Raw genomic sequence first — 25,986 nt, 5'->3', positions numbered from 1 at the left:
CGGCCCGTCAGAGCGGCCGTCCCCACGACGCCGGTGCCGCCGCCGCGACGTCCGCCGGGTCGAGCGGGCGCCGTTCGGCGTGCCAGACGGCGGTCAGCGGCACGCCGAAGGGGAACTCGATGTCGCTCCCGTCCTCCAGCGAGACCACCACGTGCGTGTCCGGGCCCGCCGGGTGGTTGTCGACCCACTGCACGTGGACCACCACCGCCGTCAGCCGCCCGCCGGGGCCCACCAGCCGGTAACCCTCGTCCACGTCCTGCGACTTCACCGGCAGCAGTGCCGGGAGCCGTCTCGCCGCCCGCTCGTCGCGGTAGAACGCCATCACACGCCCCACGGTATCGCCGCGCACGGAACCCCCGCCGCGAACCGTCGAGGAGAGGAACGTTCGTGCGCCGGAAGTCGGTCGTCCTCCGGTACGGGCGGGCGCCCGCCACCGCCGCCGGACCTCAACGCGCCGTCCCCAGCGCCGCGTCCAGGTCCCGCAGGTACGCCGAGACCGGCCCGAGCGTCACCATCCCGCTGCCCGCTCCCGCCAGTTCCCCCGCGGCGGGCGCCAGCGCCCCGGCCGCACGCCGCATCGCCGCCCGGTGGCCGAGCGGGACCGCCGCCCGCGCGACAAGACACCACAGCGCCTCCAGGAGCAGGTCGTGCGGGGGATCGGGCACGCGGTCGAGCGCCGCCCCCGCGGCGGCCCGCCGCCCCTGCCCCAGCAGCAGCACGGGACGCACCCACGGCCCGTACGGCCCCCAGCCCTCCAGATCCCCGGTCAGGTCCTCCCGCCCGTGCGTCAGCCGCACGCACAGCAGCGCCAGCGGCAGCAGCCCGTCCCGCAGGCCCGGCATGCCCGCACCCTCCAGCGCGTCGGCCGCCCTGCGGTACCCCGCCTCCAGTGCCTCGACCGGCGCCGCCCCCGTCGCAGCCGCACGCATCGCCCGGTACCACCGGGTGAACACCCCGACCAGCGGCAGCTCGTTGCGCTCCGCCAGCCGGTCCGCCGCCTCGGCGTGCCGGTCCGCCCCCGCGAAGTCCCCCAGCGCGCCGAGCGCCTGCACGCGTACGAGACGCCCGAGCACCTCGTACGTCACCAGGTCGTGCCTCGCCGCAAGCGCGACCAGCTCCGCCCCGATCGCGTCCCGGCGCGGCGCCAGCCCCGCCCGCCAGAAGCTCTGCATGAACACCCCGTTCAGCGCGAACGTCAGCAGCGCCGGATCGTCCAGGCCGCGCGCCACACGCTCCGCCTCCCCGGCCGCCCATCGCGCCCGCTCCGACCCGCTGCCCCGTGACTCCAGCGCGACGGTGGCCAGCAGCCGCACCCGCGCCGCCTCCCGTTCCCCGCCCGGCAGCCGCGCCACGGCCCGCTCGGCAGCCGCCACCACCCGCCCCGCCTGCCCGGGATCGTCCACCCGCGTCCACACCGCCGGGACGTCGTACATCCCGATCACCCGGGCCGTCAGGTCTGCGTCACCCGACTCCTCCGCCGCGCCGATCGCCGCCATACGGTGCTCCCGCGCCGCCGCCAGCCCGCTGCCGCCCGTCACCGCCAGATTCCGCAGCAGCCCGACCGTCGACTCCAGCCGGGCGCGCGTACCCGGCGCGACTGTCCGGTCGTACGCCTCGGCCACCGTGGCCCACACCCGGTCCGCCGCACCGCCGTCCCCCGCCACCAGCCGCTCGTCCTGCCGCAGGATGTCCTCCTCCAGCCGCCGCAGCCCCGGCCCCGGATCCACCCCCAGCCGCCCCGCCAGCATCGCCCGCGCCCGCCGCAGGACCGCCAGCGCGTCCCCCTGCCGCCCGGCGCGGTACAGCGCCAGGGCCAGCAGACCCCACGCGTCCTCCCGCCACGGATGCTCAGCGACGTGCGCGTCCAGCTCGGGCACGACCTCCTCCGCCGCGCCCAGCGCGAGCCGCGCCTCCGCCAGCCGCTCCACCGCGAGCAGCCGCAGCCCGGCGAGCCGCGACCGCTCCGGCCCGGCCCAGGGCGCGTCGGCGAAGTCGGCGTACGCGGGCCCCCGCCACCGGCCCAGCGCGTCCGCCAGCCGCGCCGCGGCCTCCCCGTGCGGCAGCGACGCGGCGGCCGTCAGCTCCCGTTCGAAACGCCACGCGTCCACCGCGTCGTCCCCGGCCCGCAGCGCGTAGCCGGGCCCCTCGGTGACCAGCAGCCTGGGCGCCGCGCGCGGCGCACGCTCCGGCTCCAGTGCCCGCCGCAGCGCCGCCACGAACGTCCGCACCGCGCCCACCGCGTCGCCCGGCGGCTCGTCCGGCCACAGATCGCCGACCAGGCGTCCGACCGGCACCACGCGCCGCCGCGCCACGACCAGCCGCGCCAGCACCGCCCGGTGCCGCGGCCCCCGCAGCGCGACCGCCTCCCCGGTGCCGTCCCACGCGGCAACGGGCCCCAGCACGCCGAACGTGACCCGCACCATCCGTCCCTTCCGTCCCGCCACCGCTCACCGGCCACGCTATAGCGCGCTCATCCGATGCTCATCCGCACCCGGCAGGCTCGGCAGCCCGGTCACCCCACCGAAAGGACCCGCGCATGACCCCCGCCATCGCCGGATTCGACCACCGGCGCGTCCCCGTCGCCGACGGCGTCGAGCTGGCCACCGCCGTCGGCGGCTCAGGGCCGCCCCTGGTGCTGCTGCACGGCTTCCCGCAGACCCACCTCATGTGGCGGCACGTCGCGGCCGACCTCGCCACCGCGTACACCGTCATCTGCCCCGACCTGCGCGGCTACGGCGCCAGCGGCAAACCCGCCGCGACCGACCCGTCCGTCTACTCCAAGCGCACCATGGGCGCCGACGTCGTCGCCCTCGCCCGCGCCCTCGGCCACGAGCGCTTCGCCCTGGCCGGACACGACCGCGGCGCCCTCGTCGCGTTCCGCACCGCCCTCGACCACCCGGCCGCCGTCACCCACCTGGCCTGCCTGGACGTCCTGCCGACCCTGGACATGTGGGAGGCGATGCACGGCGCCACGGCCGCCGTCGGCTTCCACCTCTACCTGATGGCCCAGCCGCCCGGCCTGCCGGAACGGATGATCGCCGCCGACCCCGACACGTTCTTCGCCCACTTCCTCGACCAGTGGACCGCCGACCCGCACGCGATCCCCGCCGACGTCCGCGCCGCGTACCTGCGCGCCTGCCGCGAGGCGATCCCGTCCATCGTGGCCGACTACCGCGCCTCGGCCGGCATCGACGCCGACCACGACCGCGCCGACCGCGAGAACGGCACGGTGCTCCGCATGCCCGTCACCGTGCTGCAGCAGGACTGGGGCGCCGCCCTCGGGTACGACGCCGCCGCGCTGTGGCGCGCCTGGGCGCCCGACCTCGACCACCGGACCGTCAGCAGCGGCCACTTCATGGCCGAGGAGGACCCGGCGGGCGTGGCGGCGGCGCTGCGCGCACTGCTGGCCAGGTGACCCCGGCGGGTGCGCGCGCCCCGGGACCGGCTCCGCCCGTGCTGGGCCCGCACGGTGCGGAGTGGTGCCGGTCCCGGGACGCGCGCCGGTGGCCCGGGTTGGCTCAGTGGTGGCCGTGCCCCTGCGGCGCGGCCGAGGGGGACGTCCCGGACGCCGCCGCCCCGTGCGGCATGGGCCCGCCGGGGACGTTCCCGTTCCGGTCGGTCACGGTGAAGATCCCCGCCATGCCCATGTCCGAGTGGCTCTGCACATGGCAGTGGTACATCCAGTGGCCGGGCCCGACGTTCTCCCCGGCGATCACCTGGAAGCCGAACGAGTCGGCCGGTCCCGTGATCTTGTTGTCGATGACGCGGCTGACGTCGTCCTCGCCGGCCAGCAGCCCCGTGCGGTTGTCGGCCCAGCGGTGACCGTGCATGTGGAACGTGTGGTAGAACTCGCCGTGCGTGATCATGATGATCTCGCAGCGCTCGCCGATCCGCGCCGTGAAGTGGGGGGCGTCGTCGGCGGCCCGGTTGTTGATCGTCATGTCGTTGAAGACGATGGTGAACTGCTTGTCCGGCAGGACGTCCCCGCGCCGCCGGACCACCAGCGGCCCGTACAGCCCCTGCCGCAGGCCGCCCGTGCCGTGGTCGGTCCCGACGACATGGTCGTGGTAGTGCCAGTAACCGGCGCTGCCCGGCCGCCAGGTGCCGTCGTTCCGGCGGCCGGGGGCGTGCGTGTTCCACGTGTACGTGCGGGTCCCGCCCGGCTCCACGATGCTGCCGGTCATGCGGGTCCCGTCCGAGTCGATGGCGTAGTCCACGCCGTGGACGTGCAGGCTGACCGCCACGTCCAGCGTGTTCACGAGGTCGATCACCAGCGTGTCGCCCTCGTACATCTCCAGCAGCGGCCCGGGGACGGTGGCCCCGCCGCGCTCCAGGCCGTAGCCGAGCAGCCCGCCGGGCAACTCCTCGGCGTACAGGGTGATGCGCCGGACCTCGGCCGCCGCGCCGCCCGCGGCCTGCGCCCCCGTCGTGGCCAGTCCCGGCGCGGCCAGCGCGGCGGGGGCGGCGAGCGCGGCGGCCGCGCCACCGGTGAACGAGCGTCGGGAGAATCCGGGTTGCCGCATGCGAGGCGTCCTCCTCGGTCATCGGTCGGCATCGATGGCGCCTCATGGTATGTGCACGACAATAGTTTTCCCACTGCCAGGACAAAGTTTTTTTCGTTCCGTCCATAGTCATTGGCGATACGGCGAAAGCCGTCTACCTTCCTGGGCGTCGCTGCTGTCACCTGAGAGGGCGGACGAGCCATGAAACGCAAGCCGCAGGTATTGGCAGTCGCAGGGACGCTGCTGATCACCCTGCTGGGCGGGGCACCCGGAGCGGCGGGCGACACCGCCGCCGCCCGGGACCCCGACCCCATGCCCGGCGGACGCAACGCCCGGGTACTGGTCTTCCACGGACAGGACGCCCCCGCCGACCGCACCCGCGCCGGTGTCGAGGCCGTCCGGACGCTCGGCGCCGAAGGCCCCCGCTCCGAACGCTTCCAGGTGGAGGACACCGACGACCCCACCGTCTTCGACCCGCTGGGCCTGCGGGACTACAACGCGATCGTCCTGCTGTCCACCGACGGCACCACCCTGAACGAGCGCCAGGAGTCCGCGCTCGAGAACTACGTGCGCTCCGGCGGCGGCTTCGTCGGCATCCACGACGCCGCGAACGCGCTGCCGGACTCCGACTGGTTCACCGGACTCGTCGGCGCCCGCCCCGAGAACGCGGACGCCACCACCCCGGAGACCGGCGTCGTCGAGGTCGGCGACCGCGCCCACCCGGCCACCGCCGGACTCCCGCTGGAGTGGACCCGCCGCGACGTCTGGTTCGACTGGCAGGAGAACCCGAGCGGCGACGTCCACACCGTCGCCCGCCTGCGCGAACGCGGCCCCGACGCCGCGGGCGACGGCTGGGACCACCCCGTCTCCTGGTGCCGGGACTACGACGGCGGCCGGTCGTTCTACACCGGCATGGGCGGCACGGCGGGCACGTTCACCGAGAACAACTTCCGCAAACACCTCCGCGGCGCCCTCCTGTGGACGTCCCGGCTGACCCGCGCCGACTGCCAGGCCACCATCACCGGCAACTACGCGGCCGAGCGCCTCACCGAGCCCAACGCGCCGGGCGAACTCGACCAGATCGGCGAGCCGCACGGCCTCGACATCGCCGACGACGGCCGCGTCTTCTACATCGGCCGCGGCGGCGAGGGCCCCAACGCCCCCGTCGTCACCGACTGGAACGACCCGGACGTCGGCCTCGGCCCCGGCACCCTCCACGTCTACGATCCCGGCACCGGCGAGGTCTCCATCGCCGCGACCCTGGAGGTCTTCGGCAACAAGGGCGGCGGCGGCGAGCTGGTCAAGAACGAGGAAGGACTCCTCGGCATCGCCCTGGACCCCGACTTCGCCGACAACCAGCGCGTCTACCTCCACTGGACGCCCCACGACCGGATCGACCGCGTCAACCGCGTCGCCGAACGCCGCGTCTCCCGCTTCACGTTCGACGAGGCGTCAGGAACGCTCGACCTGGCCTCCGAAGAGGTCCTGCTGTCCTGGCCGGTGCAGATCCACAGCTGCTGCCACGCGGGCGGCGGCATGGACTTCGACTCGGACGGCAACCTCTACATCGCCACCGGCGACAACAACTCCTCCGGCTTCTCGGACGGTTACTCGGGCAACAACCCGCAGCCCTCCTTCGCCGGGATCTCCTTCGCCGACGCCCGCCGCACCGCCGGCAACACCAACAACCTCAACGGCAAGATCCTCCGCATCCACCCCGAGGACGACGGCACCTACACCATCCCCGAGGGCAACCTCTTCACCGGCGAGGAGGAGGGCGGCGGCAAGACCCGCCCGGAGATCTACGTCATGGGCGTGCGCAACCCCGCCCGCATCGCCATCGACCCGGAGACCGACTGGCTGTACGCGGGCTGGGTCGGCCCCGACGCCGGCGCCCCCAGCACCACCTGGGGCCCGGCCAAGTACGACACGTTCGCCGTCATCACCCAGGCCGGGAACCGCGGCTGGCCGTACTGTATGGGCAACGCCCAGCCGTACCGCGACCGCAACCTGCCCGACCCCACCCAGCCCCTCGGCTGGTACGACTGCGACAACCCGCGCAACGAGTCCCCGAACAACGACGGCCTCGTCGACCTGCCGCCCGTCTCCCGCAACAACATCTGGTACTCCCCCCAGGGCGGCGCCCCCGACTACCCCCGCGACGCCGACGGCATCCCCACCTACCGCGAGCAGGACCAGACCCTCCTGCTGCCCTGGCTCACCGGCGGCGGCCAGGCCACGATGAACGGCCCGCTGTACCGGTACGACGAGGACACCGCCACCGACGTCGCCTGGCCGCGCTACTGGGACGGCAAGTGGTTCGTCGGCGACTTCTACGACGGCACGCAGCCGCGCCACGCCGTCGTGATGGACCCCGGGTCCGCCCCCGGCGGCGGCCTGCCGGTCCACGCCGAGAGCCTGGACGCCATCATCCCGGTCGGCGAGGGCGGCATCCGCAACCTCATGGACTGGAAGTTCGCCCCCGACGGCTCCCTGTACGTCCTCGACTACGGCGGCGGCTTCTTCAACGCGGACGCCAGGTCCGCCCTGTGGCGGGTCACCTACGAGGGCGGCCCCGCGACACCCCTGCCCGCCGACCTGGCGCGCCCATGACCACCGGAAGGAAGGAGCGACCGATGAGACGCCGAACGGCACGCCCCGCCCCGCTGCGGCGGGCGACGGTGCTGCTGCTCGCACTGAGCATGGCCGCGCTCGCCCTCGTGGCACTGCCCGCACAGGCACGTGAGACCGATCCGGCGCGCGCGGCGGCGGCACAGGAACTGGTCTGGACGGCGGGCGACGGCATCACCGCCTACACCTCCGCCCCCACGACGGCCGTCGCCGGCGAGACGACGATCGTCTTCGAGAACAGCGCGGCCACCGGCAACACCACCGGCATGCCGCACACCCTGACGTTCGACACGTCCGACCCCGACTACAACAACGACGCCGCCGTCAACATCATGGCGAACCCCAACGACGCCCAGGGCGGACGGCACGAGGTCACCGTCACCCTGACGCCGGGCACCTACCGCTACTTCTGCGCCATCCCCGGCCACGGCACCATGCAGGGCACCTTCACGGTCACCGAGGACGGCGGGAGCGGCGAGGACACCACGGCGCCCGAGGTCGACGCCTCGGTGGCGGGCGAGCAGGACGAGAACGGCGCCTACCTCGGCAGCGCCACCGTCACCCTGACGGCGACCGACACCGGGTCCGGCGTCGAAAGCGTCGAATACGCGCTCGGCGACGGGGAGTTCACCGCCTACGAGACGCCCGTCGTGCTCACCGAACCGGGCGAGCACACCCTCGCCTACCGGGCCACGGACCGCGCGGGCAACGTCTCGGACGACGGGTCCGTCACCGTCGAGGTCGCGGAGGCACCGGGCGGGGACGTGACCCCGCCCACGGTGACCGCCACCGTCGACGGCGAACAGGACGACGACGGCTCCTACGTCACCATGGCCACCGTCACCCTCGCCGCCACGGACGCGGGAACCGGCGTCGCCGCCGTCGAGTACGCGGTGAACGGCGCCGGGTTCACCCCCTACACCGAACCCGTGATGGTCCACGCGGTCGGCGACCACACCGTCAGCTACCGCGCCACCGACAACGCCGGGAACTCCTCCGACGTCGGCTCGGTCTCCTTCACCGTCGTCGAGGACGAGCCGGGCGAACCGCAGCCCGACTGCCCCGAGTCCGACGACCGCCCGCTCGTCGTGGTCGGCGACCGGGTCACCCAGGTCCCCAACCGCACCGACGCGCACGGCTGCACGGTGAACGAGCGCATCGAGGACGAACGCGCCTGGTCGTCCCACGCCCTGTTCACCACCCACGTCCGCGACGTCACGGCCGCCCTCTTCGAGGAAGGCGTGATCGACCAGGAGGGCCGCCGCAAGATCCGCAACGCCGCGGAACGCTCCGACGTCGGCCAGCCCGGCAACCGCGAGGGCTACGAGCGCATCTTCACCGGCACCCCCGAGTCCCGCGACCGCTGGGCCCACGTCGGCGGCGGCGCGTTCGAACTGAACGGCGACGGCTCCATGACCAGCAGCACCACCGTCGCCGGCATGGGCATGCTGTGGTTCCCCGAGGTCAGGTACGAGGACTTCTCGCTCCGCCTCAAGTTTCGCGACGACTCGACCGGTTCCGGCTCGGCCAACAGCGGCGTCTTCGTCCGCTTCCCCCGCGTCCACAACCACCCGCAGGAGACCCGCCCCGAGTGGGTCGCCATCAAGTACGGCCACGAGATCCAGATCCTCGACGGAGCCGCCGGCGACCAGTACAAGACCGGCTCGGTCTACGGCTTCGACCTCGTCACCCGCTCCGAGGCGATGCCGACACCCCGAGGCGTGTGGAACGACTACGAGATCCGCGTCGTCGGCCAGCACATCTCGGTCTACCGCAACGGCCTGCTGATCAACGAGTTCGAGAACTCCCCGGGCCAGCTGTTCTCGCCCCCGCGCTCCGACGACCCCGGAACCGACGGCCGGCAGAACGACTCCGGCTACATCGGCCTCCAGACCCACAGCACCACCGACACCATCTCCTTCCGCGACATCCGCATCCGCACCCTCTGACCCCCGTCCCCACCCCGGTCGCCCCCGGGCCCTCCCCACAGGGCCCGGGGGCGACCGCCCCCCACCGGCCCGTTCAGCCCTTCACACAGACCACCTGCCGCAGCTGGGCGACGACCTCCACCAGGTCCCGCTGCCGCTCCACGACCTGCTCGATCGGCTTGTAGGCCGCCGGTATCTCGTCCACGACCCCGGCGTCCTTCCGGCACTCGACCCCCTCCGTCTGCGCCACCAGATCCTCGGTCGTGAACCGCTTCCTGGCCGCGTTCCGGCTCATCCGCCGCCCCGCCCCGTGCGACGCCGACCGGTACGACGCGGTGCTCCCCAGCCCCTTCACCACGTACGAACCGGTCCCCATCGAGCCCGGGATGATCCCGTACTCGCCCGACCCCGCGCGGATCGCCCCCTTCCGCGTGATCAGCAGGTCCATCCCGTCGTACCGCTCCTCCGACACGTAGTTGTGGTGGCACGAGATGACCTCGCCGAACCGCGGCCGCGCCGCCGCGAACTCCGCCCGCAGCGCCCCCTGCAGCAGCGCCATCATCACCGCACGGTTGTGCCGCGCGTACTCCTGCGCCCAGAACAGGTCGTTGCGGTAGGCGGCCATCTGCGGGGTGCCGGAGACGAAGACCGCCAGATCACGGTCGATCAGGTCCTGGTTGTGCGGCAGCCGCTGTGCCACACCGATGTGGAAGTCCGCCAGCTCCTTGCCGATGTTCCGGGAACCGGAGTGCAGCATCAGCCAGACGGCGCCCTCCGTGTCGAGGCACACCTCGATGAAGTGGTTCCCCCCGCCGAGCGTCCCCATCTGCCGCGTCGCCCGCTCCCGCCGGAAGGCCACGGCGTCGGCGACCCCGTCGAAACGCGCCCAGAAGTCGTCCCACCCAGCGGTCGGCACGCCGTGCAGCCGCGCCGGCCCCACCGGATCGTCATGCTGCCCCCGGCCCACAGGTATCGCGCGCTCGATCCGCGACCGCAGCCGCGACAGGTCGTCGGGCAGGTCGTCCGCCGTGAGGGACGTGCGGACCGCCGACATGCCGCAGCCGATGTCCACACCGACCGCCGCGGGGCAGACGGCACCCTCCATCGCGATCACGGAACCGACCGTCGCGCCCTTGCCGTAGTGCACGTCCGGCATCACGGCGAGCCCGCGGACCCACGGCAGCGTCGTCACGTTGTGCAGCTGGCGCAGCGCCACGTCCTCCACCTCGGACGGATCCGCCCACATCCGGATCGGCACCCGCGCGCCGGGCAGCGTGGTGTACCCCATGAGACCCTCCCCCATCGGTGACGTTGAGTAACTATTGTGTCGCCAGGGACGCGCCGGAGGGCAACAGGTTTTCCCGCGCCCCGTCGGCAGACGGCCCCCGACCCCCTGTCCCACCGGACCGGTCGGAAAGTCTTTGACGCCCACAGGCGCGGGGCCGCGCGGCGGGGGAGCGGCCCACCCTCCCGACGGCCCGTCACACCGCCGCCTCCCCCCGCGCGAGGGTGCGCAGGCGGGGCGCGAAGGAGGCGTGGAACACCCCCGACGCGGCCCCGACCGCCGCCGCCGAGTCGTTCAGCACCGAATGCTCCACCCGCACCCGCCGCAACCGCCTGGCCAGCGGGAAGCGGTTCACCGCGGCGGAGATCTCCGTGAGGAACACATCGGCCACCGGCGGCGGCACAGCCGGCCCGCCGACGATCAGCAGCGTCGTGTCCAGCAGGTCGACCATCCCCGTCGCCCCCCTGGCCAGCACCTTCGCGACCTCACGGATCGCCGCCACGGCCCGCGCGTCACCCCCGGCCGCCGCCGCGCACAGCCGCTCGTACCGCCCCGGCCCCTCGGGCAGCCCGAGCCCCGCCGCCGCGGCGTTCGCCAGCGCCGCCGACATCGGGGCGCACTCCGGCACCCTGACCCGCTCGCCCCCGGGCACCGCGAGACCGAGCGACAGCGCGCACAACTCGCCGAACTCGCCCGCGTTCCCCGTACGCCCCCGGTACACGTCGCCGTTCAGGAAGGCCCCGGCGCCCGCGCCCGTGCCCAGGTAGAGGTAGACGAAGTCGCCCGTGCGCCCTGTCGCCCCGACCCACCGCTCGCCGATGGCCGCGGCGGTGGCGTCCTTCTCCACCGTGACCGGCACCCCGAGCCGCTCGGTCAGCGCGGCCCGCAGCGGCACGTCGTGCCACCCGTCGAACAGCGGCGGGTCGCACAGCACCCCCGCCGCCGCGTCCAGCGGCCCCGGCACCGCCACACCGATGCCGAGCAGCGTCCCGGGGATCACCCCGGAGGACATGGCCTCCCCGGCCAGCCGCGTCATGCTGTCGACGACCGACGCCGGGTCGGCCCTCTCGCGCAGCGGCAGGACCCGCTGGTCGAGCACCCCGCCGCACAGGTCCACCACCACCTGCGTGATCATCTCCGGGTCCAGGTGCACGCCGATGGCACAGGCCGCGTCCGCGCGCAACCGCAGCGGCACCCGCGGCTTCCCCTTCACACCCGGCCGCACCGAGTCCTCCACCAGGAACGCCGACGTCAGCAGGTTCCGGGTGATGCGGGAGACCGCCTGCGGCGTGAGCCCGGTACGCCCCGCGATCTCCACGCGGCTGAGCGAACCGGCCTCCCGGATGCTCTCGATGACCAGCTTCTCGTTGAACGAGCCGAGCGCCAGCTGGTCGAACGCGCGCGGCGCAGGCGCCAGCGGCTCGGCCACGGTCCCGCCGGTCGGACGCCGCCACACCAGCGGCCCGCCGTCGCGCGCACGCAGCGCCTCCAGCAGCGAACGGTGCGCCACGCCCGCCGACACCTGCCCGTGCCGCAGCTGCAACTGGCAGACGACGCCCAGGGTCGCGGCCCACCCCATCGACTCACCCGCCACGTGCCACGACTCGGCGCGCCCCGCGCGTACGCCACCCCGCGCCGCCGCGCCGGGCGCGGCGCCGCCGAAGGTCACCGCCCTGACCGCCAGGCCCGGGTGCTCGTCGCGCACCGCGGCCAGCAGTCCCGCCAGCTCTCCGCCGCCCCCCGCCGCGCCCGCGCGCACCGCCGGGCCGTCGCCGTCCCCCAACGCGTCGGTGAGCGCGGCGTCGAGCGCCAGGCGCTCGTCCGCCGGCGCGCGCACGAAGGACGCGCCGGTCCCGCCGCCCGCCTGGCCCGAGGGGACCTCGGCCAGCAGGACCACCGCCGCGTCGCCCTCCTGCCACACGCCGAGCAGCAGCGGTTCGCGGCAGGTCAGCGGCGGTGTGGTGGGCAGGGTGACCGGCGACGTGCCGTCCCCGTCCACGCCCCAGCGCCGCCAGACGGCGCTGAGCGTCGTGTGCGACATCCCCAGCCGTCCCGCGAGAGCGCGGGCCGACCACGACGGACGGGGCGGCGGCGGCCCGGCCAGTGTCGAGGCGACGACCCGCGCCTCGTCGATACGGGGCGGCCGTCCGGCGCGCGGCCGGTGCTCCAGGCCGGGCAGCCCCTGGGCCGCGTACCGGGCGCGCCAGGACGCCACCGTCGGCCGCGAGACCCCCAGTGCCCGGGCGCTGTCGGAGACCGGGACGCCGTCCGCCGCGTCGAGGACGATCCGCGCCCGGACGTCCCGGCCCGGCCGCTCCCGCGACCAGCGGCGCAGCGCCTCCCGCTGAGCGGGCGTCAGGACCACGTTCGGAAGGTCATGCATGGGGACATCCAACACCGGTCCCGGCCACGCGCGAAAGGACTAACTGGCCATTTCTAGTCGCCCACCACTGTCCGTCGCGCATCACGTGACCGATATCCGACGATCAACACCCATTGCACGCACGGCCATCGCCCTGATTGTAAAAATCCGGAGTCCGAACCATTGACGAGAGTCAATCCATTGGATTTACATGACCGGCGCGTGGCACCGGTCACGCAGCGCACGCCGCGAACCGAAGGGGACGGCATGACCACCATCGACCGCCCGGCCGGACGCCGCGCCCCCGACACGGAACGCGCCGCCAGGCGCCCGCCACGCAGACGCCGCGACCTGGCGCTCTTCTGGTTCGTCCTCCCGGGCACGGCCGTCCTGCTGCTGTTCCACTACGTCCCGCTCCTCGGCAACGTCATCGCGTTCCAGGACTACCAGCCGTTCATCGGCATCGCCGACAGCCGCTGGGTCGGCCTCGACAACTTCGACATCATCTTCAACGGCGACGACGCCTTCCTGCGGGCCCTGGCCAACACCCTGCAACTCACCCTGATCCAGGTCGTCTTCGTCTTCCCCGTCCCCATCGCCCTCGCGCTGCTGCTCAACAGCGTCGTCAGCGAGCGCGTCAAGCGCGTCGTGCAGAACATCCTCTACCTGCCGCACTTCCTCTCCTGGGTCGTCGTCGTCGCGATCTTCCAGCAGATGCTCGGCAACTCCGGCCTGCTCAACGTCTTCCTCCAGGCCCGCGACATGGGCACCTGGAACATCATCGGCAACCCCGACCTGTTCATGGCCCTGCTGACCTCCCAGGTCATCTGGAAGGACGCCGGCTGGGGCATGATCCTCTTCCTCGCCGCCCTGTCCCGCGTCGACAGCGAGCTGTACGAGGCCGCCGCCGCCGACGGGGCGAGCCGCTGGCGGCAGACATGGCACGTCACCCTCCCCGCCCTCCGCGGCCTGATCGTGCTGCTGCTGATCCTCCGGCTCGGCGACGCCCTGAGCGTCGGGTTCGAGCAGATCATCCTCCAGCAGACCGCGATAGGCATCGAGGACAGCGACGTCCTGGACACCTACGTCTACAACAACGGCCTCGTCGCCGGGCAGTGGGGCGCCAGCGCCGCGGTCGGCCTGGTCAAGGGCGTCGTCGGCATCGCCCTCGTCCTCGGCGCGAACAAGCTCGCCCACCTCATGGGCGAGGAAGGGATCTACCAGAAGCGATGAACCGTCCCACGGCCGCCGCGCCGGGCCTCGCGCCCGCACCGCCCGCCTGGCGCGCGCTGAAATCCGTCGTCCTGCTGGTCTGCTGCCTCCTCGTCGTCGTCCCGTTCGTGTCCGTCGTCGCGACCTCCCTCGCCGACGCCCAGCAGGTCAACGCCACCGGCGGCTACGTCCTGTGGCCCGACGACCCCTCCCTCGACGCCTACCGCGCCATCCTCAACGGCGGAACGGTCTCCCGGGCCATGGGCGTCAGCGTCGGCATCACCCTGGTCGGCACCCTCCTGAGCCTCGCCGCCAGCGCGTCCCTCGCGTACGGGCTCAGCCGCCCAGGCTCGTTCGGACACCGCCCCGTCCTCATGCTGCTGATCCTGTCGATGCTGTTCGTCCCCGGCGTCATCCCCAGCTACCTGCTCGTCAAGGAACTGGGCCTGATCAACAGCTACTGGGCGCTGATCCTGCCCATGGTGATCAACGCGTTCAACGTCATCGTCCTGCGCTCCTTCTTCATGAGCGTCCCCAGGGAACTCCTCGACTCCGCCAGGATCGACGGCGCGGGCGAACTCCAGACCCTCTGGCGCATCGTCCTGCCCCTGTCCAAGGCGTCCCTCGCCGTCGTCGGCCTCTTCTACGCCGTCGCCTACTGGAACTCCTTCTTCCAGGCGATGCTCTACATGAACGAGTCGGCCAAGTGGCCCATGCAACTCGTCCTGCGCACCTACGTCGTCAACAACGCGGCGATCGGCGCCGGCGAAGCCTCCGCCGCGGGCGCCGCACTGCCCCCCTCCTACGCGCTGCAGGCCGCGATCCTCGTCCTCTCCGTCGTCCCGGTCGCGCTGATCTACCCCTTCCTGCAACGCCACATGAACAAGGGCGTGATGCTCGGGGCGGTCAAGGGATGACGACGAACCGCCCCCGCCCACCGGCCCGCCCCACCCCCACGGCCACCCACGGAAGGAACCCGTCATGCGGCACGGCCTGACCCGCCGGTCCCTCCTCGGCAGCGGCCTCGGCCTCACCGCGGGACTCGCCCTCTCCGGCTGCGGCAACGGCCCCGAACTGCCGCCCGCCTCCCTCAACGCCGACGTCCGACTGCCCGACTACATCCCGTTCGAAGGCATCGAAACCCCCCTGCCAGGCACCCCCGACGGCGTCCCCAACGGATACCTCCACTACCCGGCAGAACCCGCCGTCGCCCACCCCGACGGCCCACCCGCCCGCGGCGACGGCATCTCCGTCATGACGCTGATCTTCAACCCCGTACCGCCACCGCCCGACCGCAACACCTACTGGCGCGCGCTCAACGACAGCATCGGCACCGACCTCTCGTTCGAGATCGTGCCCGTCGCCGACTACGCGAACAAGACAGCCGTCGTCGTCGCCGGCGGCGACCTGCCCGACGCCATGGCGGTCGTCCCGCAGACCGGACAGCGCCCCGCGATGTTCCACGCCCTCTTCCAGGACCTCAGCGAACACCTCTCCGGCAGCGCCGTCCGCGACTACCCCAACCTCGCGAACATACCGACCCGCTCCTGGGCCACCACCGTCTACAACGGCGGCATCTACGGCCTCCCCATGCCACGCGCCGCCGCCGGATCCGTCATGTTCTACCGCGCCGACCGCGTCCGCGAGCTGTCCCTCAACCCGCAGCCCGCCGACTTCGCCGAGTTCGAGGAACTCTGCCTCGGCCTCACCGATCCCCGTGACCACCGGTACGCCGTCGGCGACCCCCTGACGACCTTCTACTTCGTCCTCGAAATGCTCGGCGCCCCCAACAAGTGGCGCGAGGAGAACGGCCGCTTCCAGTGGTGGCTGGAGCACGAGACCGTCGGCCAGGCCCTGGAGTCCATGCGCCGCCTCAACGAGGCCGGCGTCATCCACCCCGACGGCTTCAACGTCGTCGGCCGCTTCAAGGACTGGTTCGGCAACGGCCAGATCGCCATCAACTACGACGGCAACGTCGCCTGGAACGACTACTACCGCGCCTACGCCGCCACCACCGACGGCCCCTTCGAGATCGGCGGCATGGTCGCCCCCGGCTACGACGGCGGCCCCGGCACCCACTGGGCCGGCCTCTCCAGCTTCGCCACCCTCGTCCTCAAGAAGGCCCCACGCGACCGAATACGGCAACTGCTGTGCGCCTTCGACGCCCTCGCCGCGCCGTTCGGTACGGATGCTTATCTTCTGCGTAAGTATGGTGTCCGTGGCGTTGACCATGAACTCGACGGCACCGATCCCATCCTGACCGATACCGGTGCTGTCGAGACCACCCTGCCGACCCTCTTCGTCACCGACGCCCCCAGCGCCCTCTACCTGCCTGAATGGCCCGACGTCGTCCACCAGCAGCACCGTTTCCACCAGCGCGCCGTCGACGTCCTCACCCTCAACCCCGCTGAGGGGCTCTATTCCGACACTGCTGTCAGCCGCGGTGACCAGCTCGAACTCCGTGTCCTCGACGAGGTGAAGGCCATCATGCGGGGCCGTGCCTCCGTCTCCTCCTTCACCGGCGTCATCGCCGACTGGCGCCGCGAGGCCGGCGACCGTATCCGCGCCGAGTACGAGGAATCCTGGGAGAGCTTCCATTGAGCACCGCAGCCGGCCGCCCGGCCCCCCGTTCCCACGCCTGGTGGACCAGCACGGCCGACACCCTCCTGCGCGCCCCGCGCACCCACGCCACCGAACGGCACGCTCTCCTCCACCTCCCCGGCCCCGCGAGCGCGAACGGCCGCTGGAGCGATGGCCTGGAAGGCTTCGCACGTACCTTCCTGCTCGCCGCGTTCCGCCTCGCCGGCGCGGACGGCGCCGACCCCGGCCACCTCGCCGAGTGGTACGCCGAAGGCCTCGCCGCCGGCGCCGACCCCGACAGCCCGGAACGTTGGCCGCGTTTCGGTGAGTGTAATCAGGCGAAGGTTGAGGCCGCGTCCATCGCCATTGCCCTGCACGAGACGCGCCCGTGGATCTGGGACCGCCTTACTCCCCGTACCCGGCAGCACGTCCTCGACTGGCTCGGCCACATGGTCGGCGACTCCATGCCCGGTAACAACTGGATCTGGTTCCAGGCTGTCACCGAAGCCTTCGCGCGCACCGCTGGTGGCTCGTGGTCCCAGGACGACCTGGACCGCACTGTCGCGCTCACCGACCAGTGGTATGCGGGTGAGGGCTGGTACTCGGACGGTCTTTCCGGGGGCGCCCATCGCAACTATGACCATTACAACGGCTGGGCCATGCACTTCTACCCTCTGTGGTTCTGCCGCATCCTCGGTCCCGACGCACCGCCTGGCCTCCTTGACCGCTACCGTTCGCGCCTGCGCCGTTTCCTCGCCGATCAGGCTCACCTCGTCGGCGCCAACGGTTCCCCGCTGATCCAGGGCCGTTCCTTGACCTACCGGTTCGCCGCTCTCGCCCCGGTCTGGGCCGGTGCGCTCTTCGACGCCACACCCCTCCAGCCAGGGCTCACCCGCCGCATCGCCGACGGTATGCTCCAGCACTTTCTGGACCACCGCGCCGTCGATGCCGAGGGCCTGCTCACGATCGGCTGGCACCACGCGTTCCCCCGTATCGCACAGGTCTATTCAGGACCCGCCTCGCCCTACTGGGCGTCGAAAGGCTTCGCCGGTCTGCTGCTGCCCCCCGGCCATCCTGTCTGGACCAGCCCCCACGCGCCACTGCCCGTCGAGCAGTCCGACTTCACCCGCCCGCTCGCCGCCCCCGGCTGGACCGCCGTGGGCACGGTGGCGGACGGCGTCGTGCGCGTCGTCAACCACGGCAGCGATCACGCCGACCCCGGCCGGCTCGTGTCCGACGACCCCGTCTACGCCCGCCTCGCCTACTCCACCCACACCGCCCCCGGCATGCCTCCCGACCCCGCCGGTGGCCCGCTCGACTCCACCGTGACACTCGTCGACGCCGAAGGCCGGGCCGCACACCGCCGCCCCCTTGAACGCCTTCTCGTCACCGACCGGGCGGGCATCTCCCGCAGCCGCGCGCACTGGCCCGCCGACGCGAGCTGGGACCCGTTCGGCGGCCCCGGCACCGACCACCGCCTCGGTCCCTGGCTGACCGTCGCGTCCGTACTGCACGGCCCCGTCGAGATCCGGCTCGCGCGCACCGACCCCGCCACCCCCGGCGACCACCACAGCGCACTCACCCTGCGCATCGGCGGCTGGCCCCTGACCGGCGACGGGCAGTGCCAGGCACAGACTGCCCGGGCCACGGTGACCCGCCCGGACGGCCTGTCCTCCACAGTCGCCGCACTGCGCGGCCTCGGCCACGCCGAGGTCCGGTACGCCCCCGACAGCGACCCCCTCGGCCCCCGCTCCGTGGTCCCCCTGCTCACGACAACCGCCGCCGTACACCACGGAACCATCCACGCGGCAGCCGTACACCTGGGCGACCCCCCACTCGACGCGGCGCAGCTGCCCGTCCTCACCATCGCCCCCGCGCCCGAGGGCGGCCCCGAGACGGACATCACGGTCGACTGGCCGGACGGCACCCGCGACACCCTCGTCCTACCCGCCGCACCCCACCCGACGGAGAGCAGCTGACCGTGCACGACCACCGCCACCTCGCCGAAGAACGCATCAGCACCTTCATCCGCACCCGCCTCACCCCCGCCCTCCACGGCCCACCCGCCCCCTTCGAACTGTCCGCCTGGCGCGTGCCCGGCGAACCCGTGCCCCTGGCCGAAGCACAGGCCGCCCCCTACGAACCGTTCACCCTCGGCGACACCTGGGGCGGGCCATGGGCCACCACCTGGCTGCGCGCCCGCGCCACCGTCCCCGCCGGCTGGGCGGGCCGGCGCGTGGAAGCGGTCTTCGACCTGGACTTCGACTACACCAAGGGCCCAGGAGGCCAGGCCGAAGGGCTCGTGCACCTCGCCGACGGCACGCCGCTCCAAGGCCTGCACCCCTACCACCGCACCGTGCTGCTCACCCCGTCCGCCACCGGCGGCGACCCCGTGGACCTGCTGATCGAACTGGCCGCGAACCCCCCGATCATCGGCAGCGCGGGCATCGGCACCCACTACGGCGACCCCGCCACCGCGGGCGACACCCCCCTCTACCGGCTGCGGACCGCCGAGATCGCCGTACGGCACGAGGACGTCTGGCACCTGCTGCACGACATGACCGTCCTCGACGAGCTGATGCACCAGCTCCCGCAGGAGAGCCCCCGCCGCCACGAGATCCGGCGCGCCCTGGAGAACGCCGTCGACGCGGTCGACGGCCACGACATCCCCGGCACCGCGCACCGCGGCCGCGCCGCCGTCGCCGGTGTTCTCGCCGGCCCCGCCCACGCGTCCGCGCACCGGATCTCCGCGGTGGGACACGCCCACATCGATTCCGCCTGGCTGTGGCCGTTGCGGGAGACGGCACGCAAGTGCGCCCGCACGTTCACCAACATGACGACACTGGCGCAGGAGTACCCGGAACTGGTCTTCGCCTGCTCCTCGGCCCAGCAGTACGCGTGGATCAAGGAGACCCGGCCAGAGATCTTCGCACGCATCCGCCAGGCGGTGGCGGACGGCACATGGGTGCCCGTCGGCGGCATGTGGGTGGAGGCCGACGGCAACCTGCCGGGCGGGGAGTCCCTGGTCCGGCAGCTGGTCTACGGGCGGCGTTTCTTCGAACGGGAGCTGGGGGTCGAGCCGGGAGGTGTGTGGCTCCCCGATTCCTTCGGCTACACCGCCGCCTACCCCCAGCTGGCCGCCCAGGCGGGAGCGCGCTGGTTCCTGACGCAGAAGCTGTCGTGGAACGAGACGAACCGCCTGCCGCACCACACGTTCTGGTGGGAGGGCATGGACGGCACCCGGATCTTCACCCACTTTCCGCCGGTTGACAGTTACAACGCCGAGCTGACGGGCGCGGAGCTGGCGCACGCCGAGCGGAACTTCGCCGACAAGGGCGCTGCGACCCGTTCCCTCGTCCCGTTCGGGCATGGCGACGGCGGTGGCGGACCGACCCCGGAGATGCTGGAGCGTGCGCGGCGTCTTCGCGACCTCGAAGGATCGCCGCGCGTGACGGTGGACTCCCCGGACACCTTCTTCGCCCAGGCACGCGAGGAGTACCCGGACGCGCCCGTGTGGCGGGGCGAGCTGTATCTGGAGACGCACCGGGGGACGTACACCAGCCAGGCACGCACGAAGCGGGGGAACCGGCGCAGCGAGTCGCTGCTGCGGGAGGCGGAGCTGTGGTCCGCCACGGCCGCCGTCCTGCGCGGCGCGGCCTATCCGTACGAGCGGCTGGAGGAGCTGTGGAAGCGGGTGCTGCTCCTCCAGTTCCACGACATCCTGCCGGGCACGTCGATCGCGTGGGTGCACCGCGAGGCGGAGCGTGCGTACGAGGAGATCCACGCCGAGCTCGAGGAGCTGATCGGCACGGCTCTGGACGCCTTCACCACCGACGGCGACGGAGACGAGGTGAGCGTCTTCAACGCGGGCCCATACCGCCGCTGCGGGGTCAGCGCGATCACACAGGACGGAACCGCCCCCGCGGAACTGGAACCCCTGCCGGACGGGCGGGCCGTGGTAGTGGCGGACGTCCCCGCCGGGGGAAGCGCGCCCCTGGGCGCGTGGGGAGAAGACGTTGCCGGACCGGTGCGCGCCGAGGCCCTGGACGAGGGCGGTTTCGTGCTGGACAACGGTCTGGTGCGCGTGCAGCTCGACAGCCAGGGCCTGGTGCGCTCGCTGCTCGACCACGCCGCGGGCCGGGAGGCCATCGCTCCCGGCGAGGCGGGCAACCTCCTCCAGCTCCACGCGGACCGGCCGGTGAGGTGGAGTGCGTGGAACCTGGATCACACCTACCGCAACGCGGTCACCGACCTGACGGACGCGGTGTCGGTCACCCTCGCGGACACCGGCCCTGCCGTCGCCGGGGTGCGGGTGGAGCGTGTGTTCGGTGGTTCACGGGTGGTGCAGTATCTCGAACTCCCCGCCGGGAGCCGCCGTCTTTCCGTGCACACGGACATCGACTGGCAGGAGCGGGACGCCGTGCTGAAGGCGGCCTGGCCCCTGGACGTCCACGCCGATTTCGAGAGTGCGGAGGTTCAGTTCGGTCATGTGCGGCGTCCTACGCATGTGAACACGAGCTGGGATGCGGCGCGTTTCGAGGTGTGGAATCACCGGTGGGTGCATGTCGGGGAGCACGGCTGGGGGGTGGCGTTGCTGAATGACGGTCTTTACGGCCATGACGTGGCCCGGAGCACGCGGGAGGGCGGGGGGACGACGACCACGGTGCGTCTGAGTCTGCTGCGTGCGCCGCACAGTCCTGATCCGGGGGCGGACGGGGGGCGGCACCGGTTCTCCTATGCGCTGGAGGCGGGTGTGGATGTGGGCGGGGCGGTGGCGGGGGGCTATGAGGTGAATCTGCCGCTGCGTGTCCGCCGGGGTGGCGGGGTGGGGGAGGGGCTGTTGTCGGTGGAGGGGGATCAGGTGGTGGTGGAGGGGGTGAAGCTTGCGGATGACGGTTCGGGGGACGTGGTGGTGCGGCTTTACGAGTCGCGCGGGGGTGCGGCGTCGGTGGTGCTGCGGCCGTCGTTCCCGGTGGCGGGGGCGGTGGTGTGTGATCTGCTGGAGAACCCGCTTGCGGGCGCGGACCCGTTGCGGGTGTCGGAATCGGGGGGGTTGGGGTTGCGGGTGGGGGCTTTCGGGGTGTGTTCGTTGCGTCTGGTGGTGGGGTGACCTGGGTGGTGGGGGTGCCGGGGCGGGGGGCGGTGTCGCGTGTGTGTGGGGGGTGGGCAGGGGTGGTGCCCGCATCCCGGGTGGGGGTGCGGGCGCCGTGGTGGTGCTGCTGGGGTTTTCTGCGGCTCGGCTGGGTCAGTACGCGCTGTTGACGTTGTCCATGGAGCCGTAGCGGTCGGCCGCGTAGTTACAAGCGGCGGCTATGTTGGCGACCGGGTCGTAGATGTTCTCGCTGGTGCCGTCCACGTGGTACTGCTCGAACGTCGGCTCGATGACCTGGAGCAGGCCCTTGGACGGAATGTTCTTGTGCGCGTTGGTGTCCCACAGGTTGATCGTCAGGGGGTCACCGCTGGACTCACGCATCAGGTTGCGGTGGATGCCCTCGTAGGAGCCGGGAATCCCGTTGTCCTTCATGACGTCCAGGGCTTCCTTGATCCACTTGTCGATGTCCTGGGCGGAGGCGGGCTTGGCCTTGGGCTGGTCCTCACGCGGGATCGGGATGACGCTGCCGTCGGCGCGGAACTGGGCGCCGCGGCCCGGGTCCTCGGCCGGAGCATGCTCGGGCTGCGCCTGGTCGGCGGGCTTGTCGTCGGTCTTGGGCTTGTCCGGCTTGGCCGTGTCGGCACCGCTGTCGCTGTCGGTGTCGCTGCTGTGCGTGGGCGCGGTCTGCGCCTGCGTGCGGTCGGTGGGGGTGAAGGCGGTGGGGGAGGCGGTCTGTTCGGCGGTCTTGGTGACGTGCTGCGTGGTTTCGTCCGCGCTGGCGTGGGGGGCGAGGGTGGCGGTGAGGGCTGCGCCGGTGGCCAGGATGCCCGCCAGGGTGCCCTTGCGGGTGATGCGGAGGGTGCCGTTGGTGGCGGTCATGGTGTCTACCTCGTTCCTCATGGGGCGGTGCCCGCGAACCGGGCGAAGGGGAAGAGAAAGGGGTGCCGCGTGGTGCGACGTGGCCCAGTGTGGAGACTGGCGCCGGAGTGCCGCAAAGCAGTGCAATACGACCCCGCCTCGTAGGAGGTTCCACCCGCCGCACGGTGTCTCCCCGGGGGCCCGGGCCGCATCCGGAGCGGCGCACCGGTGGGGGCTACGGTCGCGGCTCGTAGGTGACGAAGGTCCCTGTGCCGGGCCTCACTCCGCGCCCCTTCCGGGCTCACGCTGCGGATCGGTGTCCACGACGCTGCGCAACGGCGACGGGGGGTCCGGGAGTTGACGGCGGCCACGGTCCGCATCCGCGCCCACCACACTGCGTTGAGAACCGGGAACCCACCGAGCACCGCACGGCAGCACCTGTTCTCCGGAGCGCTTGTTCTTGTTGCCGAAGGGCGGCCCGCCTGGCCTCCCCGCGCCTGGTTTGCGCGGGCGTTGCCTGTGCTGCTGCGGGGTGTGTGGCGGGGATCCCCCTGCGGGGGTCTCCTGCAGGTTGTCTCTCTCCGGGGGGCGGGGTGCGGGGGTGGTGCTCGCCTGTGCCGCGCCGCACGCCCCGCAGCGGAGCCCGTACACAGCGTAACTGCACTGGGCGGCCCGGTGGTTGACCCGGGCGGGTGCCCTGCGGCCCCCTCCTCTTTGCCGCCCGTCGCGCGGGTGTGCGCCGCACCCTCGGCAGCGGCGCGGTGTCACTGGGGTGGGTCGGCTAGTTGGGTGCCCGTTGGCCGGGCGTGTGCGGGGGAGGGGTGGTGGGGGCGGGCGTCGTGCGGGTCCGCGCCACGCCCTGCAGTGGCGCCTGGCACGCGGCGCAACAGCGGTGGGCGGCCGGGGCGGTTTGACCTGGGCTGGTCTTGCGCGGGGGGATGGGGCGCGGGGCTGCGGTGTCCCGGGGCCGCTCCAGGGTGTGGGCGCAGCCTGCTGTCCCGGGGCGGACGGGGACGGGGGCGGGGGAAGCCCTCAGGGTTTTCCGCCGTGTGTCCTGCGGCGACGCATACGGTGCGCTCGTGAGCAGGGGTGCGGGGATCGCGGGAACCCCGGAGTGCCCGCGTCCCCGCGGGACGGCCCGCCTGGGAGAACAGTGGCCGGACACTGCGGTCGCGGCTGCGTGCCGGTTGCTGGAGCTTGCTCCGGTTCCGGGGCAGTCGCCTGGCTGTCCGGTGCCGTTGCGTGGTGTGCGGGGCGCCGCTGCAGGGTGTGGCGCGGAGCCGCGCGGCACCCCGTTCCCACGGCCTTTCGCGTGCGCCCGGGCCAGGGCGGTCGTTCTGGTGGCCCACCGCAGTGATGCCGCACCGCCCGCACTCCTGCTGCCGGGAGTGCGGCGCAACCCTGCGGCCCCCTGTCCCGCTTGCCGTCCCTCGTACGGGACCGGCCCGGGTCAACTGCCGTGCCGCTCAACGGCGTTGCGCTGTGCACGGGTGCCGCTGCGGTGCGTGCGGCGTAGTGCAGGCGGGCACTATCCCGTTCCTCGTCTTCCCGGGGAGAGAGGACCCGCAGGAGACCCCCGCAGGGCGGATCCGCGGTGTGGGGGTGCCTGGGTTTCCCCGGCGGGGTGCCGGGTCCGCCGGTTCCCCCTCAGGCCTCCCGTGTTCCTGCCCGGGGCGCCGGCACGTGAGCACGCCAGTACGCCTGCAGGTTCTGTGTCCGCGCCCCCGGCCGTGCCGTGTTCGGGCCCGTCACGCCGGGCGGGAGTCGCTTTCTGTGCCCTCGGGTGCCGGCGGCGGAGTCTGTGTCTGCCTCTTCTGCGGTACGCCCCGGGGCTGTGCAGGGTGCTGGCGGGACCCTGGGGTACCTCCGCGCTCTATGCGGGTCTTCTGGACCAGGCTGCGCCGGTGCGGGGCCCCCGCCCCATTCCCGTCCAACCCCGGGACAGCATCCTGGCGCCCCACACCCTTTGGAGCGGGCCCGGGACACCGCGACCCCGCACCCCATGCCCCCGCACAGGACCCGGCCGGGTCAACTACCGGGCCGCCCACCGCTGTTGCGCCGCGTGCCAGGCGCCACTGCAGGGCGTGGCGCGGACCCGCACGACGCCCGCCCCCACCACCCCTCCCCCGCACACGCCCGGCCAACGGGCACCCAACTAGCCGACCCACCCCAGTGACACCGCGCCGCTGCCGAGGGTGCGGCGCACACCCGCGCGAGGGGCGGCAAAGAGGAGGGGGCCGCGGGGTACCAGCCCAGGGCAACTACGCGGGCCACCCAACTGCGTTGCACCGCGTACAGGCCCCGCTGTAGGGCGTGCGGCGCGGCACAGGCGAGCACCACCCCGCACCCGGCCGGTGGGTGAACTGCCTGACGGCCTGCTGGGGTTGCGCTGTGTGCCGGGGGTGCTCCGGAGGGTGTGACGCGGGTCCGGGGCGGCGTTCTTTGGTGCTGTCTTCCGGGGGGCGTTGTCCTGGAGGGAACTGGTCCCGCGATGGTCCGCTCCATGACCGCGAGGACCTCCCGGAGGGGGCTTGGTCCGTCCGCGGGGCGGTGTGTTGTGTGCTGGGGAAGCGGCAGGGGCGCGGATGGCTCCCGGCCGGGGGGGGGGGCAACCGCGGCGGGCCGTGAGGCGGTTGGCCCGGCGCGGAAACGGTGGGTGTATGGGTGGAGGGCTGGGGGTGCGTGGGGGTGTTGTCCGGCCCGGCCCGGCCCGGCCCGGCCCGGCGCGGCCCGGCGCGGCCCGGCCCGGGCCGGGTCGGGCCGCGCGGTCTGTGCGGCCGGTTACGCGGGGGGCTGTGTGCCCCTGGTCTGGCTGGTTCGTGTGGTCCGGGTGTGCCGGGCCGGAGACCCGCCCCGGGCCGGAGAACCCGCGCCCGCCTCGACCGCGCACAGGACGGTGCCGCCGGCGGACACGGAACGGCGAAGCGGTCACGTACCCCGCAGCCGGATCCCGGCAACTCGGTGGTGGCCGGGCCTGCCGGCTGTGCCAGGGGCGCCGCTGGTGGTTGCCGGGCGGTTTTCCGGGGACTGGCGCCCGGGGGTGCCGGGTGCCGTTCCGGTTGTCGGGAAGGGGGGCTGGGTGCCGTTCCGGTTGTGGGGGGAGGGGGCATCAGGGTTCGCTTTCCCTCCCGGCCGGGCCTGTTCTCCCCGCCGGAGGCCTCTGCTGGGCCTATCGCGCGGGACGGTCAGCATCAGGCGTCCCTGACTGTCCACGGGTGCGTGACCGGCCTCGCTCTCCACTTCGCTGCGTTCCCCGGGGTGTCCGGGCATCGAGCTTCTCGTGGTGGGGGGCGGGGTGGTGTCCCACCTGGGGGTGTTGCTGTGTGTGTCTGATTGGATGCATAGTGTTTGTGTGGGTGGGTGCTGGGTTTCCTTGTGGTGGCGGGGCCTGGTTCCTGGGTGGCGGGGTTGCGGAGGAGGGCTGGGGAGTGGGGTGTCGTTTTGGCGGGGCGAGGTCTGGCAGGTGGCTGTGGCGGGGTGCCGGCCGGGAGGCGGCCGAGGGGCCGCCCGCGGGGGAGGGCGCCGGTGGCGTGTCC

The 25,986-nt window shown here is 73.0% G+C and carries 14 protein-coding genes; 8 read left to right on the top strand and 6 right to left on the bottom strand.

Annotated elements, in window-relative coordinates; translation table 11 throughout:
* Positions 1–7: 7 nt before the first annotated feature.
* Entirely contained in the window at positions 8–325 is a 318-nt protein-coding gene (locus ACIBPC_RS11295) for a hypothetical protein (protein WP_398843109.1), read from the bottom strand.
* Positions 326–446: 121 nt separating this feature from the next.
* Positions 447–2,420, bottom strand: a complete 1,974-nt coding sequence (locus tag ACIBPC_RS11290; protein WP_398844330.1) for a BTAD domain-containing putative transcriptional regulator — start codon at positions 2,418–2,420, stop codon at positions 447–449.
* A 116-nt stretch (positions 2,421–2,536) separates the two neighbouring features.
* Here ACIBPC_RS11290 and ACIBPC_RS11285 point away from each other — a divergent pair, with 116 nt between their 5' ends.
* Complete coding sequence (locus ACIBPC_RS11285; RefSeq protein WP_398843106.1) at positions 2,537–3,415, top strand: alpha/beta hydrolase; 879 nt, start codon at positions 2,537–2,539, stop codon at positions 3,413–3,415.
* A 103-nt stretch (positions 3,416–3,518) separates the two neighbouring features.
* Here ACIBPC_RS11285 and ACIBPC_RS11280 read toward each other — a convergent pair whose 3' ends face one another.
* Positions 3,519–4,523, bottom strand: coding sequence for a multicopper oxidase domain-containing protein (locus tag ACIBPC_RS11280; protein WP_362959364.1), 1,005 nt, complete (start codon positions 4,521–4,523; stop codon positions 3,519–3,521).
* A 180-nt stretch (positions 4,524–4,703) separates the two neighbouring features.
* Here ACIBPC_RS11280 and ACIBPC_RS11275 point away from each other — a divergent pair, with 180 nt between their 5' ends.
* Positions 4,704–7,115: a ThuA domain-containing protein gene (locus ACIBPC_RS11275; protein WP_398843104.1), complete on the top strand. Its 2,412-nt coding sequence runs from the start codon at positions 4,704–4,706 to the stop codon at positions 7,113–7,115.
* A gap of 23 nt (positions 7,116–7,138) precedes the next feature.
* Positions 7,139–9,082 (top strand): OmpL47-type beta-barrel domain-containing protein, encoded by a 1,944-nt coding sequence (locus ACIBPC_RS11270; RefSeq protein WP_398843102.1) that lies wholly within the window; start codon positions 7,139–7,141, stop codon positions 9,080–9,082.
* 73 nt (positions 9,083–9,155) lie between these two features.
* Here ACIBPC_RS11270 and ACIBPC_RS11265 read toward each other — a convergent pair whose 3' ends face one another.
* Positions 9,156–10,349 carry an RtcB family protein gene (locus ACIBPC_RS11265; RefSeq protein ID WP_398843100.1) on the bottom strand — a complete coding sequence of 398 codons (1,194 nt, stop codon included), beginning with the start codon at positions 10,347–10,349 and terminating at the stop codon, positions 9,156–9,158.
* A 193-nt stretch (positions 10,350–10,542) separates the two neighbouring features.
* Complete coding sequence (locus ACIBPC_RS11260; protein ID WP_398843097.1) at positions 10,543–12,729, bottom strand: ROK family protein; 2,187 nt, start codon at positions 12,727–12,729, stop codon at positions 10,543–10,545.
* A 246-nt stretch (positions 12,730–12,975) separates the two neighbouring features.
* Here ACIBPC_RS11260 and ACIBPC_RS11255 point away from each other — a divergent pair, with 246 nt between their 5' ends.
* The 5 genes from ACIBPC_RS11255 to ACIBPC_RS11235 all read left to right on the top strand — a co-directional run bounded on the left by ACIBPC_RS11255 (position 12,976) and on the right by ACIBPC_RS11235 (position 21,610).
* Positions 12,976–13,941, top strand: a complete 966-nt coding sequence (locus ACIBPC_RS11255) for an ABC transporter permease (protein ID WP_398843094.1) — start codon at positions 12,976–12,978, stop codon at positions 13,939–13,941.
* Positions 13,938–14,837 carry a carbohydrate ABC transporter permease gene (locus ACIBPC_RS11250; protein ID WP_398843091.1) on the top strand — a complete coding sequence of 300 codons (900 nt, stop codon included), beginning with the start codon at positions 13,938–13,940 and terminating at the stop codon, positions 14,835–14,837. The genes ACIBPC_RS11255 and ACIBPC_RS11250 overlap by 4 nt, the downstream gene beginning before the upstream one ends.
* Before the next feature lie 64 nt (positions 14,838–14,901).
* On the top strand, positions 14,902–16,521 hold the full coding sequence (locus ACIBPC_RS11245; RefSeq protein ID WP_398843089.1) for an extracellular solute-binding protein: 1,620 nt from the start codon (positions 14,902–14,904) through the stop codon (positions 16,519–16,521).
* A complete protein-coding gene (locus tag ACIBPC_RS11240; protein ID WP_398843087.1) occupies positions 16,518–18,479 on the top strand; it encodes a DUF2264 domain-containing protein in 1,962 nt (653 codons plus the stop codon). Before ACIBPC_RS11245 ends, ACIBPC_RS11240 begins: the two co-directional genes overlap by 4 nt.
* 2 nt (positions 18,480–18,481) lie before the next feature.
* Positions 18,482–21,610: an alpha-mannosidase gene (locus ACIBPC_RS11235; protein ID WP_398843084.1), complete on the top strand. Its 3,129-nt coding sequence runs from the start codon at positions 18,482–18,484 to the stop codon at positions 21,608–21,610.
* Between the two features lie 135 nt (positions 21,611–21,745).
* On the opposite strand, the gene ACIBPC_RS11230 is transcribed toward ACIBPC_RS11235, so the two are convergent.
* Positions 21,746–22,471, bottom strand: a complete 726-nt coding sequence (locus tag ACIBPC_RS11230; RefSeq protein WP_398843081.1) for a transglycosylase SLT domain-containing protein — start codon at positions 22,469–22,471, stop codon at positions 21,746–21,748.
* Between the last annotated feature and the right edge of the window lie 3,515 nt (positions 22,472–25,986).

This window comes from Streptomyces sp. NPDC049879 (assembly GCF_044461265.1).
Classification (GTDB): Bacteria; Actinomycetota; Actinomycetes; order Streptomycetales; family Streptomycetaceae; genus Streptomyces.
The sequence above is the reverse complement of the archived record's forward strand: the minus strand, read 5'-3'. Positions and strand labels throughout refer to the sequence as shown.